This window comes from Polaromonas sp., assembly GCF_035638815.1.
Lineage (GTDB): Bacteria > Pseudomonadota > Gammaproteobacteria > Burkholderiales > Burkholderiaceae_C > Polaromonas.
The window spans coordinates 189,325-202,998 of the sequence record NZ_DASQZG010000009.1 but is presented as its reverse complement, the minus strand read 5'-3'; the positions used below and the strand labels follow the sequence as shown (position 1 = coordinate 202,998).

The 13,674-nt window shown below is 59.8% G+C and carries 12 protein-coding genes; 9 read left to right on the top strand and 3 right to left on the bottom strand.

Annotation, left to right across the window (positions count from 1 at the left end):
- Positions 1-9 precede the first annotated feature (9 nt).
- Positions 10-1,620, top strand: coding sequence for an apolipoprotein N-acyltransferase (gene lnt / locus VE934_RS04885; RefSeq protein WP_324884897.1), 1,611 nt, complete (start codon positions 10-12; stop codon positions 1,618-1,620).
- A 31-nt stretch (positions 1,621-1,651) separates the two neighbouring features.
- Here lnt and VE934_RS04880 read toward each other — a convergent pair whose 3' ends face one another.
- Complete coding sequence (locus VE934_RS04880) at positions 1,652-2,569, bottom strand: LysR family transcriptional regulator (RefSeq protein WP_324884896.1); 918 nt, start codon at positions 2,567-2,569, stop codon at positions 1,652-1,654.
- Positions 2,570-2,765: 196 nt separating this feature from the next.
- Here VE934_RS04880 and VE934_RS04875 point away from each other — a divergent pair, with 196 nt between their 5' ends.
- The gene (locus VE934_RS04875; protein ID WP_324884894.1) at positions 2,766-3,857 is read left to right on the top strand and encodes an asparaginase; all 1,092 of its coding nucleotides are present in this window, start codon (positions 2,766-2,768) and stop codon (positions 3,855-3,857) included.
- A 119-nt stretch (positions 3,858-3,976) separates the two neighbouring features.
- On the opposite strand, the gene VE934_RS04870 is transcribed toward VE934_RS04875, so the two are convergent.
- Both VE934_RS04870 and VE934_RS04865 read right to left on the bottom strand, forming a co-directional pair.
- On the bottom strand, positions 3,977-5,728 hold the full coding sequence (locus tag VE934_RS04870) for an N-acyl-D-amino-acid deacylase family protein (RefSeq protein WP_324884892.1): 1,752 nt from the start codon (positions 5,726-5,728) through the stop codon (positions 3,977-3,979).
- The gene (locus VE934_RS04865) at positions 5,709-6,584 is read right to left on the bottom strand and encodes a bile acid:sodium symporter family protein (RefSeq protein WP_324884890.1); all 876 of its coding nucleotides are present in this window, start codon (positions 6,582-6,584) and stop codon (positions 5,709-5,711) included. Before VE934_RS04865 ends, VE934_RS04870 begins: the two co-directional genes overlap by 20 nt.
- Before the next feature lie 127 nt (positions 6,585-6,711).
- On the opposite strand from VE934_RS04865, the gene glyQ reads away from it, so the two are divergent.
- The 7 genes from glyQ (at position 6,712) to VE934_RS04830 (ending at position 13,552) form a co-directional block, all read left to right on the top strand.
- Entirely contained in the window at positions 6,712-7,632 is a 921-nt protein-coding gene (gene glyQ, locus VE934_RS04860; protein WP_324884887.1) for a glycine--tRNA ligase subunit alpha, read from the top strand.
- A 2-nt stretch (positions 7,633-7,634) separates the two neighbouring features.
- A complete protein-coding gene (gene glyS, locus VE934_RS04855; protein ID WP_324884885.1) occupies positions 7,635-9,782 on the top strand; it encodes a glycine--tRNA ligase subunit beta in 2,148 nt (715 codons plus the stop codon).
- 10 nt (positions 9,783-9,792) lie between these two features.
- On the top strand, positions 9,793-10,542 hold the full coding sequence (locus VE934_RS04850) for an FkbM family methyltransferase (protein ID WP_324884883.1): 750 nt from the start codon (positions 9,793-9,795) through the stop codon (positions 10,540-10,542).
- Positions 10,539-11,096, top strand: a complete 558-nt coding sequence (gene gmhB, locus VE934_RS04845; protein ID WP_324884881.1) for a D-glycero-beta-D-manno-heptose 1,7-bisphosphate 7-phosphatase — start codon at positions 10,539-10,541, stop codon at positions 11,094-11,096. The genes VE934_RS04850 and gmhB overlap by 4 nt, the downstream gene beginning before the upstream one ends.
- A gap of 93 nt (positions 11,097-11,189) precedes the next feature.
- Positions 11,190-11,945, top strand: coding sequence for a lysophospholipid acyltransferase family protein (locus VE934_RS04840; protein WP_324884879.1), 756 nt, complete (start codon positions 11,190-11,192; stop codon positions 11,943-11,945).
- 47 nt (positions 11,946-11,992) lie between these two features.
- Positions 11,993-12,970, top strand: a complete 978-nt coding sequence (locus VE934_RS04835; RefSeq protein WP_324884877.1) for a SprT family zinc-dependent metalloprotease — start codon at positions 11,993-11,995, stop codon at positions 12,968-12,970.
- 141 nt (positions 12,971-13,111) lie between these two features.
- Positions 13,112-13,552, top strand: coding sequence for a response regulator (locus VE934_RS04830; RefSeq protein ID WP_324884875.1), 441 nt, complete (start codon positions 13,112-13,114; stop codon positions 13,550-13,552).
- The last annotated feature ends 122 nt before the right edge of the window (positions 13,553-13,674 follow it).

Below are 13,674 nucleotides of genomic sequence, written 5' to 3'. Positions count from 1 at the left end.
AAAAACGGCATGGCACGAAACGCAATCGACAGCATGGTGTCTTCATTGCCCACCATGCCGGCCTTGCTGGAGCATATTGGCTACCCCAAGCAGCGCAAGGCGCTGTCATTTTTCCAGATCACGATTGCATTGCTGGCGGGTTACGCCCATGCCCTGAGCATCGCCTGGCCCTTTTCATTCGGCTTTGCGAAAGGCCAGCCGCTGTGGTGGCTGCAACTGCTCGCGCTGGGTGTGCTTGTCTGGCAGTTGGACCGCTGCACGCGCTGGAAGCAGGGACTGATTCTGGGCTGGTCGTTTGCCACGGCGTGGCTGTGCGGCACCTTCTGGTGGCTGTTTATCTCACTCAATATTTATGGCGGTCTGGCTGCGCCGCTGACAGTGCTGGCCATCGTGGGGTTGGCAGTATTTTTAAGCACCTACTACGCTGTTGCTTGTGCAGCGTTTGTGTCGCTGTCCCTTCTCAGACCGATGCGGCGCGCTATTGTTTTTGCAGCACTCTGGCTGCTGGCGGAGCTGGCCCGCGTGGAGTTTTTTACGGGCTTTCCGTGGGGTGAAGCAGGTTACGCCCACCTGGGCAGCTGGCTGGACAACTATGCCCGATGGATTGGCGTGCACGGCATGACCTTTATGGCCGCATTTGTGGCCGCAAGCCTGGCCGGGCTGGGTTACTCGCGCCGCCAGGTGCTGGTGGTGCCTGTTGTTTTGCTTCTCATGGTGGGTGTGTCACTGGTAGCGGGGCGGCAGACGTCGACCAGTGCAGGCAACCTTCCCGTGACCTTGCTGCAAGGCAATATCCCGCAGGACGAAAAATTTCAGCCCGGCAGTGGCGTGCCCACAGCGCTGCGCTGGTATGCCGAGCAACTGCAGGCAGTCAAAACGCCCCTGGTCATCGCCCCCGAGACCGCCATTCCCCTGTTGCCTGCCAACTTGCCCGCGGGTTATCTGAGTTCCGTGCAGTCACGGTTTGCCACAGGCCAGCAAGCTGCCCTGGTGGGCATGCCGCTGGGCAGTCTGGCTGAGGGTTATGCCAATGCAGTGGTCGGGCTCAAGCCGGGACAACCCAAGGCCTATCTGTTTGAAAAACACCACCTGGTTCCGTTTGGTGAATTTGTGCCGCCGGGCTTTCGCTGGTTCATCAACCTGATGAATATTCCGCTCGGTGACTTCCGGCGCGGCCCGCTCGGCCAGCCTTCATTTGAGTGGCAAGGCCAGCGCATTGCGCCCAACATTTGTTATGAGGACTTGTTTGGTGAAGAGCTGGCAGGCAGCTTTGTCGATGCGGCGAGTGCGCCCACCATCATGGCCAACGTCAGCAACATCGGCTGGTTTGGCAACACGGTCGCGATTGACCAGCACCTCAACATCTCCCGCATGCGGACGCTGGAGTTTGAGCGGCCCATGATCCGTGCCACCAACACCGGTGCAACGGTGGTTATTGACCACCGCGGCAAGGTCACGCACGAGCTGCCGCGTCACACGCGGGGTGTATTGGTGGCCGAAGTCGAGGGCCGCAACGGCATCACGCCCTTTGCCTGGTGGGCTTCGCGTTTTGGCCTTTGGCCTCTGTGGGGGCTGGGGCTGGCCGTCGTGGCTTTGGCCTTGGCGTTACGCCGGCGCTAGGTTTCTCAAACGGGGCTCTCAAACAGCGCTCTCAAACAGCGCTGATTGACCGGCCCATCACGGCGTGCAGCAGATCCGGCAGCATGCCCAACATGCGCAAAGCATCCTGCCCCGGCGGCGTGCTGGTTGCAAAGTACAGGTGCAACGCCAGCGGCGCAAAGTCATGCAGGGGAACCGCAGTGATGGATGTCGCGTCCAGATTGCTCGCGGTCAAAAAATCAACCACGGTCCAGCCCATGCCGCGCTTGACCAGCTCCAGCGCAAGCCGCGATGTGTGCACCTGCAGGCTGGCCGGCGCAGTCAGGCCCAGGTGCCTGGCCAGTTCGTCAATCGACTGACACATCGGGTCATCGCCCACCAGCCGCACCAGTGGCATGCTGGACAAAAAGCTCATGGGGTTTTGCCGCCGTGCACGCACGGCGCGTTGCCAGATCTCGCTGGTCACAGCCAGATAAAGCGGGCCGGTCACTAGCATGGTGCTGGTGATCAGCGGATGCGGGTGCGGGTAAAAACCCAGCGAAAAATCCACGCCGCGCGTGAGCAGCGCCTGCACCATCTGGTCCTGATGCAAAGTGCGCACCTCGACGCTGATGCGCGGGTGGCGCGTCAGGTGTTTTTCCAGCACCAGCGGCAAAAACTCATGGCTGATGGACGGAATGGCGGCCAACCGCACCTGGCCGCCGTCGGCCTGGCGCAAATTGAGTGCGATGCGTTTGAGTTCATCGAGCTTGCGGTGAATCACCGTGGACTCTTCAAAAAGCACATGTGCTTCGGGTGTGGGGGCCAGCGTGCCTTTGATGCGAGTAAACAGCTTGTAGCCCAGCTGAAGCTCGGTGTGGCCAATGGTTTTGCTCACCGCCGACGGTGTGATGCAGATCAATCGTGCGGCGGCGCTCATGTTGCCGGTCTGCATGACGGCCTGGAAAACTTCAAGTTGACGGAGGTTCAATGCGGCCAGCGGCTTTCTGGGGGAGGCTGTGAGTTTTATTCATATCTTCCCCGCGATTATGCATCGCCGCGTCAGCCCGGCATCGCTACGATGAGCCACCTTTGGCCAATACAGCCAAGGTAAAGCGGCTACCCGGCAAGCCGAGGCCCCGCATTCGGCATCTATGAAAAAAACTCACTTAATGGAGACCTCCCCCATGAATTTCAGCAAAAAGCTCCGCCAGCTGGCGGTTCAGCTCGGCCTGACCGCATTGGCCACTTTGCCCGGCTTTGCATACGCACAGGCGCAAACCCAGGCGGTAAAGCCCAATGTCGTGATTCTGGCCACCGGTGGCACCATCGCAGGCGCGGGCGCCTCGGCCCTTAACAGCGCCACTTACGCCGCTGCCAAGGTGCCGGTCGACAAGCTGCTGGCAGGTCTTCCCGAACTGGCCAACGTTGCCAATGTGCGAGGGGAGCAGGTTGCGCAGATTGCCTCTGAAAGTTTTGACAACGAAACCCTGATGAAGCTGGGCAAACGCGTCTCGGCACTCGTCAAGCAGGCTGATGTGGACGGCATTGTGGTCACGCATGGCACTGACACGCTGGAAGAAACCGCTTACTTCCTGAGCCTGGTGATTCGCACCAACAAACCCATCGTGGTGGTTGGCTCCATGCGTCCGGGTACGGCTCTCTCAGCCGACGGTGCACTGAACCTGTTCAACGCCGTCAGCGTGGCAGGCAGCAAGGACGCCGCAGGCAAGGGCGTGCTGGTCACCATGAACGACGAGATCCAGAGCGGCCGCGACGTTGCCAAAACCATCAACATCAAGACCGAGGCTTTCAAGAGCCAGTGGGGTGCTCTCGGCATGGTTGTTGAAGGCAAAAACTACTGGTTCCGCGCACCTGTGAAGCGTCACACCGCCCAATCCGAATTCAACATTGACGAATTCGAAGCGCTGGCACCGGTTGACATCGTGTACAGCTACGGCAACGTGCCACGCTCCCTGGTGGACGGCGCAGGCAAATCGGGTGTGAAGGCCCTGATCCATGGCGGCACCGGCAACGGCTCCGTGGCCAACCGCGTGGTTCCGGCCCTGCAGGAAGTTCGCGCCAGGGGCGTGCAGGTGATCCGCTCTTCACGCGTGGCTGAAGGCTTTGTGCTGCGCAATGCAGAGCAGCCTGACGACAAATACGACTGGGTCGTCGCTCATGACCTGAACCCGCAGAAGGCGCGCATCCTGGCCGCCGTGGCGCTGACCAAAAACCTCGACAGCAAGCAATTGCAGCGGATTTTCTGGGAGTATTAACCTGCGTCGGACGCGGAGTTCGCTATTGAAATAATAGCTGCTTCCGCCCGTCTTTAAAGGGCCGGATGCACATTTCATTGTGAATCCGGCCCTTTGTTCTCCCCATTCTGTTGTCGACGCTATCTGCCCGCGCGCACCAGCCGGCCGGGCCGGGCCGCGGTCACTTCTCCTTCGCGGGCCACGCATTGGCCCGCAACCCAGGTACCAATGTAGCCCCGCGCCTTCTGCAAAAAACGCTTGCCGCCTGCAGGCAGGTCCCGCACCATTTGCGGCACCCCGACGCTTAATCGCGAAGGGTCGATGACGTTGATATCGGCACGCAGCCCGGGCGCCAGCAGGCCGCGGTCGGTCAGGCTCAGGTAGCGGGCATTGCGCGAGGTCATCATCTCCACTGCCTGCTCCAGCGGCAGACGGTTTTGCGCGCGGTGTTGCACCCAATGCGTGAGCATGAATGTGGAAAAACTGGCGTCGCAAACTGTGCCCACATGCGCACCGGCGTCGCCCAGCCCGAACAAGGCGCGCGGATGGCCCAGCATCTGGCGCACGGTGTCCAGAGAGCCCTGGTTGTAGTTGAAGATCGGGAAGTACACCAGGTTGTTGCCATCGCCTTCACTGAAGTGGTCGTACAGCGCCTCCAGTGCGGTGGTGCCGCGCTGTTTGGCGCGCACCAGAAAGCTCTGCATCACGTTGGGTTCGTAGTTCAGCGTGGCGTCCAGCGGGAACATGCGACCGGCAATCATCTCGATACGGGCCAGCAGCATGTCGACCAGCGGTGGAATCGGCGTGCCGTCGCCCGCGAGGCGATCGGATTTTTCGCTCAATATGCGCGATCTTCTGTTCGGCTCCCTCATCGCTGCCGCACGCTCCGCGAGGGGCAGTGCGGCGATTTCCTTGTAGCCCGGAAAACCCATGAAAGGGTGAAAGCTCGCATCCAGCCCGTTGATGACGCCAATGCCGCGCGCTGCGGTTTGCAGGTACAGCGGCAATCCGCGCGCCACGGCGGCTTCCACCCGGGCCTGCATGGCCAGGTACTGCTCGCCACCCGGGTCGCGCTGCAGCCAGCTCATGGACAGCGGCCGGCCGCTGGCGATAGCGAGTTGTTCGACCAGATCAAACTCTGCGTCGAAATTTTGCCGGCCCTGCATCAGGTCAAAGTCGCTGACCACCTGCACCACGCCGTGTTTCAGCCCGACGAAGGCTTTTGCAATGCCGGTCAGCTCTGCAGCACTGGCGATCGAGGCCGGCGTGTCATGCCCCTCGGCGGTGCGGTGGTTGTCTGAGCGGCCGGTGGAGAATCCCGCCGCACCGCCTTCAAGCGCTGTACGCAGGTGGTCCCGCATGGCCGCAATGTCCTGCTCGCTTGCGGCCTCACGGGCCTCTGCGCGCTCGCCCATCACCAGCATGCGCAGCGGGTCGTGCGGCACCATGGCCAGAAAGTCCAGGCTGTGCGGCATGGCGTCCAGCGCGTTCAGGTAGTCGCCAAAACTTTCCCATGAAAATTTCACGCCCTCAGTCAGCGCCACGCCGGGAATGTCTTCCACACCCTCCATCAGCTTGATCAGCCGGTCCTCGCTACCCGGCCGCAGTGGTGCAAAGCCTACGCCGCAATTGCCCATGACCACGGTGGTCACGCCGTGGTAAATGCTGGGGCTGAAAGTTTCGTCCCAGGTGGCCTGGCCGTCGTAGTGGGTGTGAATGTCTACAAAGCCCGGGGTCACCCAGGCGCCGGTGGCGTCTACAGTTTCACGCGCTGCCCCGGTGATGGGCCCGATCTCAACGATGCGGCCATCCTGCACGCCGACATCGGCCACAAAAGGCGCAGCGCCACTGCCGTCAACGACGGTGCCGCCTTTAATGAGCAGATCGAGCATCTTTTTTCCTCCAGAACCAGACCAGCGACAAGCCACTCACGATATGCCAGATGCCCCACAGGCTGGCAATGAGGACCATGCCCAAATCTGAGTTGAACTGCACCGCAATGATGCCCAGCGCCAGCCCTGAGTTTTGCATGCCGCCTTCGATCATCACCGCGCGCCGGTCACGCTCGCTCACGCCCATCGCTTTGCTGGTCGCCCACCCGAAAAACAGGCCCATTGCGTTGTGCGCAATCACGATGACCAGCATCGGGAGCAAGCCCAGCGTCAGCAACTGGCGCTCCTTGATCAGCCCGATCACGATGAAAGCAAGAAGGGCGAGCAGGGAAAAATTACCCAGCGGCTTCTGGATGCGCGCTGACAGTGCGGGCAGTTTGTGTGAGACCAGCAGCCCCAGCGCCATGGGCAGAGCCAGCAACACGAAGAGGCTGATCCAGATGCCCGAGGGGTCGATGTCCAGCTTTTTGAGCCAGCTTGCCGTGGCAGGGTTGGCGGCGACCATCCAGCTGAAATTAAAAGGCGTGGCCACCAGCGCGATCAGGCTGGCCACTGCCGAGACACTGACCGATAGCGCCGTGTTGCCGCGCCCAAGGTGGGTGATGACATTGCTCAGGCTGCCGCCCGGACAGGCGGCCACCAGAATCATGGCCGCCTCAACATTGGGCGGCAGGTCCAGCGCCAGTGTGGCGAGCCAGGTGCCAACGGGCAGCAAGATGAACTGAGGAATCAGCCCGCAGGTCACAGCCTTGGGCGTTTGCGCCACGCGCCTGAAGTCGTCCAGCTTCAGCTCCAGCGCGACCGAAAACACCATCGTCGCCAGTACCAGGCTTAGGATCAGTTGTTGGGTTGTCATGACACTTTCCTCATTCACGAGGGTAAACCGTAAAAAGCTCCGTAAAATCAAGGGTTTTCGCGGGTTCAGCCCGTGCGGTCCTTTACTTGCGCCTATCTGCAGCCATGCGCCGCGGCACACCCTACTTATGTTGACCTTTCAGCAAATCATCTTGAAGTTGCAGTCCTACTGGGATGCCCAGGGTTGCGCACTTTTGCAGCCCTATGACATGGAGGTCGGTGCCGGTACGTCGCACACTGCTACGTTTTTGAGAGCGCTTGGCCCTGAGCCCTGGAAGGCCGCGTACGTGCAGCCCAGCCGCCGGCCGAAAGACGGACGTTATGGCGAGAACCCCAACCGCCTGCAGCACTACTACCAGTACCAGGTGGTGCTCAAGCCCGCGCCCGCCAACATCCTGGAGCTGTACCTTGGCTCGCTGGAAGCGCTGGGTTTTGACCTGAAGAAAAACGACATTCGTTTTGTAGAAGACGATTGGGAAAACCCAACGCTGGGTGCCTGGGGCCTCGGTTGGGAAGTCTGGCTTAACGGCATGGAGGTCACGCAGTTCACCTACTTTCAGCAAGTCGGCGGCATTGACTGCAAGCCCATCACCGGCGAGATCACCTATGGCCTGGAGCGCCTGGCCATGTACCTGCAAGGCGTGGACAACGTTTACAACCTGACCTGGACCGAAGGCGCGGACGGCGCCAAGCTGAGCTACGGCGATGTCTACAAACAAAACGAGGTTGAGCAATCGACCTACAACTTTGAACACAGTGATGCCGACTTTTTGTTCACGGCTTTCACCGCGCACGAAAAACAGGCCAAGCATCTCATCGACGTTCAGCTCGCGTTGCCCGCTTACGAACAAGTGCTCAAGGCTGCTCACAGTTTCAACTTGTTGGACGCACGCGGCGCGATCAGCGTGACCGAGCGTGCTGCGTACATTGGCCGCATCCGCAACCTGGCACGGGCAGTGGCACAAAGTTATTACGAAAGCCGTGAGCGCCTGGGCTTCCCCATGGCGCCGCGCGAATGGGTTGAACAGATGACGAAGAAGGCCGCTTGAACATGACGACGAAGAACCTTCTGGTTGAACTGTTTGTTGAAGAGTTGCCACCCAAGGCGCTGAAGAAACTGGGCGACGCGTTTGCTGGCGTTTTGTTTGAACAGCTCAAGGCGCAAGGCCTGACCGCTGCCGACGCTGCATTGACGTCCTTTGCTTCGCCGCGGCGTTTGGCCGCGCATGTGACGGCTGTTGCAGTGCAGGCTTCCGACAAGGCTGTTTCGCAAAAGCTCATGCCTGTGGCTGTGGGGCTTGACGCTGCAGGCAATGCGACGCCCGCGCTGCTCAAGAAGCTGCAGGCGCTAGGCGCCGACGCGTCGGCTGTTGCTGGTCTCAAGCGCGCTCCCGACGGCAAGGCCGAGGCGCTGTTTTATGACAGCACGGTCAAGGGCGCCACATTGGTAGAAGGTTTGCAGAAAGCCTTGCTGGAGGCCATCGCCAAATTGCCGATTCCCAAAGTGATGACCTATCAGCTGGCCGACGGCTGGAGCGACGTGAAGTTTGTGCGCCCCGCCCACGGGCTGGTCGCGCTGCACGGCAGCGAAGTGGTGGCCATCGAGGCACTGGGCCTGAAAGCTGGCAATAGCACACACGGCCATCGCTTTGAGGCTTCCGTGGACCCGGTAGTTTTGAAAGACGCTGACAGTTATGCGGCCACGCTTAAAAAAGACGGTGCAGTGATCGCCAGCTTTGCAGAACGCAAAGCCGAGATCGCGCGACAACTCACAGCCGCCGCCGCAAAAGTAGGAGGTGGCGTCAAGGCGATTGAAGACGACGCGCTGCTCGACGAAGTGACCGCACTGGTTGAACGACCGAATGTGCTGGTTTGCGAATTCGAAAAAGAGTTTCTCGACGTGCCGCAGGAATGCCTGATCCTCACGATGAAGGCGAACCAGAAGTACTTCCCGTTGCTCGAAGCATCGGGCAAGTTGAGCAACAAGTTTCTCGTGGTCAGCAACATCAGTCCGGCTAACGCCAGCGCAGTGATTCAGGGTAATGAGCGTGTGGTTCGCCCGCGCCTGGCCGATGCCAAGTTCTTTTTTGATCAGGACCGCAAGAAGACGCTGGCTTCGCGCGTCGAAGGTCTGGACAAGGTTGTTTATCACAATAAGCTGGGCTCGCAGGGTGAGCGCGTCGAACGCGTACGGGCCATAGCCAAGGCCATTGGTCAGCAGCTAGGCGGCGACGCCTTGGCGCAGCAGGCCGATCAGGCCGCACGACTGGCCAAGACCGATCTGGTGACCGATATGGTCGGCGAATTCCCTGAGTTGCAGGGAATCATGGGCCGGTATTACGCGCTCAACGACGGCCTTAGCGCCGACGTGGCCGACGCAATTGAAGACCACTACAAGCCGCGCTTCGCCGGCGACGAGCTACCGCGTAATCAGGTAGGTGTGGTGGTGGCGCTGGCCGACAAGCTGGAAACCCTGGTGGGCATGTTCGGCATCGGCAACTTGCCAACCGGCGACAAAGACCCGTTTGCGCTGCGCCGCCATGCGCTAGGTATCGTGCGTATGCTGATCGAAGCCAGGATCCCAGTTGAACTGGATGCTTTGATTGAAATCGCCGTTAGTGCTTTTGGGTCGGTCATCAACAATCCGACCGCCGAAGTACAAAAATTTGTCTATGAGCGGTTACGGCACTATTTTCGGGACGTTGATAGGGGTGTTCAAACGGAGTACCGCGTTGTCGAACCATCCATGTATTCGTCTTTCGAAATTGATGCCGTCCTTTCTCTCAACCCGCAGCGTCTTGCCGAGGTTGAATCTCTAATGCACGCAGTGATGGTTTTTGCCGCACTGCCCGAAGCGCCAGCCCTGGCTGCGGCCAACAAGCGCATCAGCAACATTCTGAAGAAAGCCGACACGGTTGACCCCCATGTCAGCGAGGTGCTGCTCAAGGAGCCTGCGGAAATCGCGCTTTATGCCTCGTTGCGGGATGTGGTGCCAAAGGCCAACGCCCAGTTCGAATCCGGTGACTACACCGCTTCACTCCAATCGCTCGCGGCATTACGCGCACCGGTCGATGCCTTCTTCGACGGCGTGATGGTCAACGCCGAAGAGATGGACTTGCGTCTGAACCGGCAAGGGCTTCTTAAAAGCCTGCATGACGCGATGAACCGCGTGGCTGACCTGTCCAGGTTGGCAGCCTGAAGCCCTGAGCATGATGGACCTCAAGCTGGCCTGGCGGGCATGGAAAACACGTTACCGGGACCAGGTGTTTGAGCTGCGAGCCATTCGCGAAGCCTTGCGCGGCGGCGGGGCTGTGCTGGACGTGGGTGCCAACAAGGGCAGCTATTTGTATTCGATGGCGCGCTGGGCGGGCGGGGCGCCGGTGGTGGCGTTTGAGCCCCAGAAAAAACTGGCGCAGTACATGGTGGGCGCATGCCAGCGCAGTGGTTTGACCAACGTCACCATTGAAAACCTTGCCTTGTCGAATCAGCAGGGTGAGCTTGATTTGTACATCCCTGGTGACAGCGATTCACCGGGCGCCTCACTGGAAGCCAGTGTTGCCGACAAGACGCAATGCCATAAAGAAACCGTACAGGTCACCACGCTGGATATGTACGCTGCCGACAAGCTGAGTGCCCCTGTGAAGGTGATCAAGATTGACGTGGAAGGCCACGAACTTTTCGTTGTTCAGGGCGCGTTGACGCTGATTCGCCGCGACAAACCCTTGCTGGTGATTGAGTGTGAAGGCCGGCACATGCCTGCAGGTCAAACGGTGCAGGACTTTATTGCGTTTGTGGTGTCGCTGGGCTACCGCGCCACGCTGGCCATGCCGGGTATCGGTGAGTTGCCAGCGGAGCAGTTTCGCGATGAAATCCACCAAAAGCAGATCGGCGACCGCTTCTGGGACGCCAAGGACTACTTCAACAATTTCATCTTCCGACCCACGGGTAGCGCGCCATGAAACTTGTCATTCTCGACCGCGACGGCACCATCAACAGCGACAGCGACGAGTACGTCAAAAGCCCAGAGGAGTGGACGCCGCTTCCCGGCGCGCTGGAAGCCATCGCGCGGCTCAACCATGCGGGCTGGCATGTGGTCGTCGCCACCAACCAGTCGGGGCTGGGCCGCGGTTTGTTTGATGTGGCATCGCTCAACGCCATGCACGCCAAGATGCACAAGATGCTTGCCGCTGTTGGCGGCCGCGTGGATGCGGTTTTTTATTGCCCGCACAGTCCGGAAGAGAGCTGCAACTGCCGCAAACCTTTGCCGGGCCTGTTTGAGCAGATCGGTGCGCGTTTCGGTGTGCCACTCAAATCGGTGCCAACGGCTGGCGATTCTGTGCGTGACCTGGTTGCGGGTGCGGCTGCGGGCTGCGAGCCCCACCTGGTGCTGACGGGAAAATCAGCTCATTACCAGGACGGCGGGCAACCCGATGGCCTGCCGCCCGGGACGCGATTGCACGCCAATCTTGCCGCTTTTGTCGAGTTTCTCCTGACCCGCGGCGCAGTGGTCTGACGGTGTGATGCTATAAAAACAATAGCTATCTTCGCCCGTGGTTAAAGGGCCAAGTGCTTAAAATCCTTAAAATCTTCCCCGAAAAGACACGCCATGGCCCTGATTCGCTCCGTTTTGCACCTGTTGTGGATGGTTGTCACGGTGATTCCGTGGGCCATTGCCGTTTTGTTGTTCTCCCTTTTTGGCAGCAGCACCCAGATTTACTGGATGTGTGCAGGCTGGCTGCGCGTGGCGGTCAGTGGCGGCACCTTTATCCTGGGTATCAAGAACCGGGTGACCGGTATGGAAAACCTGCCGAGTGGCGAAACCAGCGCGGCCGTGCTGTTGCTGAAGCACCAGAGCACGTGGGAGACGTTCTCCATGCCCACGCTGATGCCGCATCCGCTGGCCTACGTTTTCAAAAAAGAGCTGCTGTACGTGCCCTTCTTCGGCTGGGCCATGGCCCGCATGGACATGATCCACATTGATCGCAGTCAGCGCGCGCAGGCTTTCAACAAGGTGGTTGATCAAGGCCGCCGTCTGATGAGCCAGGGCGTCTGGGTCATCATGTTTCCGGAAGGCACGCGTATTGACCGCGGGCAAAAAGGCGTTTACAAAACCGGCGGAACACGGCTGGCCATTGAAACCGGCGCCCCCGTGATTCCCATTGCCGTGTCTTCGGCCAAATGCTGGCCGCGCAGGGCCTTCATCAAAAAACCGGGCATCGTTGACTTTTCAATTGGCAAGCCCATCAGCAGCGTGGGCCGCAAACCTGAAGAACTGATGCGTGAAGTGGAAGCCTGGATAGAAGCCGAGATGCGCCGACTGGATCCCGAGGCCTACCCTGAGACAGCCGAGACCCGGTTCTGAGCCGAATCGCTGTTTTTGCCCTCAGCCCTCAGCCCTGAACTGCCACCATGCAAAGACTTCTTCAGTTCACCCTGGACCTCTTTGCGCCGGAGCCACCGCAGGTTGAAGAGGAAAAACCGATACCGGCCCTTGCGGAGCCTCATGTTGCTGCTACTGAAAAAATAGCAACTCCACCCGCTCCTGTTGATTCGCGTCCTGAGCAGACACTGCAGCAGTTGCTGGCGCCGGCCACTTATCGGCACCCAGCGGCCACGCGCGAGGCCCTGCTGGGCGAGACAGTTGTGGGCTACCAGTTCCGCCGGGGCAAACGCCGCACCATCGGGTTTTCGGTTGGGCCGGAAGGGCTGGTGGTCAGCGCGCCCAAGTGGGTGCCGCTGTATGAGATTGACAAAGCCGTTCTGGAGAAATCCAGCTGGATTCTCAAAAAGCTCAAGGAAACCCGGGCGCGGCGCGACCGCATGGAGTCGGCACGTATTGAGTGGAAGGACGGGACCACGCTCCCGTTTTTAGGCGAACCCGTGATTGTGGTCATAGACCCGCGTCACGCCTTTGGCGGAGTCGGAGGTGAGCTCAAGACGGCGGCTGTTTTGAGCGCCCCGTCAGACGCGCAAATCGACAGCCTGCCCGGACTGGCCAGGACCACCCTGCACATCGGGCTCGCGCATGACGCCACAGCCGAGCAGATCCGGGACAGCGTGCAGGCGTGGCTGATGCGGCAGGCCAAACGTGTCTTTACCGAGCGGCTGGACCACTTTGCACCACAATTGGGCGTGAATTGGCGTAAGCTGAGTTTGAGCAGCGCGGGCACCCGTTGGGGCAGTGCCAGCGCTGACGGGTCCATTCGGCTGAACTGGCGATTGATTCACTTCAAGCAGTCCGTGATTGACTATGTGGTGGTGCACGAGTTGAGTCACCTGCGGGTGATGGACCACAGCCCGCGCTTTTGGGACACCGTGCGGGCTGTTGTCCCCGACTACGCGGCGTTGCGAACCCAGTTGACCGATGAGGCGATGCCCCGATGGTAATTTTTGCCGCGAGGTGGCTTAATGGACTACACGACGGCAAGCCATCGGACCCTAGACAAATTTGTGAGTTTCTGTAAAATGACAAATGTGACAAATGTGATAAAAGTGACAAGGCAAACTAACAGCTAACGCAGGCGCCATATGAACGAGAAACCAATACTTGTTGTTGAAGACAACCCAGACCACCTTGAACTCACCGTCTTGACGCTGCAAGAACAAGGGGCGGATACCGCCATCGTTACCGCGCGTGATGGCGCGGAGGCGCTGGATTATCTGTTTGGCCAGGGCGTTCATGCGGGTCGCGACACTCAAAAACAACCGGCCTTCATTCTGCTGGACATGAAGCTCCCAAAGTTGTCCGGCCTCGATGTTCTGCGTAGCGTACGGGCCAATCCGGTGACTGCTCTGGTGCCAGTGGTCATGCTCACTTCCTCCAGCGAACAGTCCGACATCATTGCCTGCTATCAAAGCGGAGCCAATGGTTTCGTTCGCAAGCCTGTGGACTTTGGTGAATTCACTGAAAAATTAAGCCGCCTTCAAGAGTACTGGCTGCGCGTCAACGAATCCATCGCAACCGCCTGAAGATCCACCAGTAGGGCGGTGAGCGTGTGACGCAGTTCACACCGCGCGTGTCTTTGCGTCACAGAGTGCACACTTCTTTCGCATCCAGCCCACATAGACGCGCGCCGCAACCGGCACCGTTC

Coding starts and splice junctions, on each gene's coding strand:
- lnt (WP_324884897.1), top strand. CDS start 10: ATGGCACGAAACGCAATCGACAGCATGGTGTCTTCATTGCCCACCATG.
- VE934_RS04875 (WP_324884894.1), top strand. CDS start 2,766: ATGAATTTCAGCAAAAAGCTCCGCCAGCTGGCGGTTCAGCTCGGCCTG.
- VE934_RS04870 (WP_324884892.1), bottom strand. CDS start 5,728: ATGCTCGATCTGCTCATTAAAGGCGGCACCGTCGTTGACGGCAGTGGC.
- VE934_RS04865 (WP_324884890.1), bottom strand. CDS start 6,584: ATGACAACCCAACAACTGATCCTAAGCCTGGTACTGGCGACGATGGTG.
- glyQ (WP_324884887.1), top strand. CDS start 6,712: ATGTTGACCTTTCAGCAAATCATCTTGAAGTTGCAGTCCTACTGGGAT.
- glyS (WP_324884885.1), top strand. CDS start 7,635: ATGACGACGAAGAACCTTCTGGTTGAACTGTTTGTTGAAGAGTTGCCA.
- VE934_RS04850 (WP_324884883.1), top strand. CDS start 9,793: ATGATGGACCTCAAGCTGGCCTGGCGGGCATGGAAAACACGTTACCGG.
- gmhB (WP_324884881.1), top strand. CDS start 10,539: ATGAAACTTGTCATTCTCGACCGCGACGGCACCATCAACAGCGACAGC.
- VE934_RS04840 (WP_324884879.1), top strand. CDS start 11,190: ATGGCCCTGATTCGCTCCGTTTTGCACCTGTTGTGGATGGTTGTCACG.
- VE934_RS04835 (WP_324884877.1), top strand. CDS start 11,993: ATGCAAAGACTTCTTCAGTTCACCCTGGACCTCTTTGCGCCGGAGCCA.
- VE934_RS04830 (WP_324884875.1), top strand. CDS start 13,112: ATGAACGAGAAACCAATACTTGTTGTTGAAGACAACCCAGACCACCTT.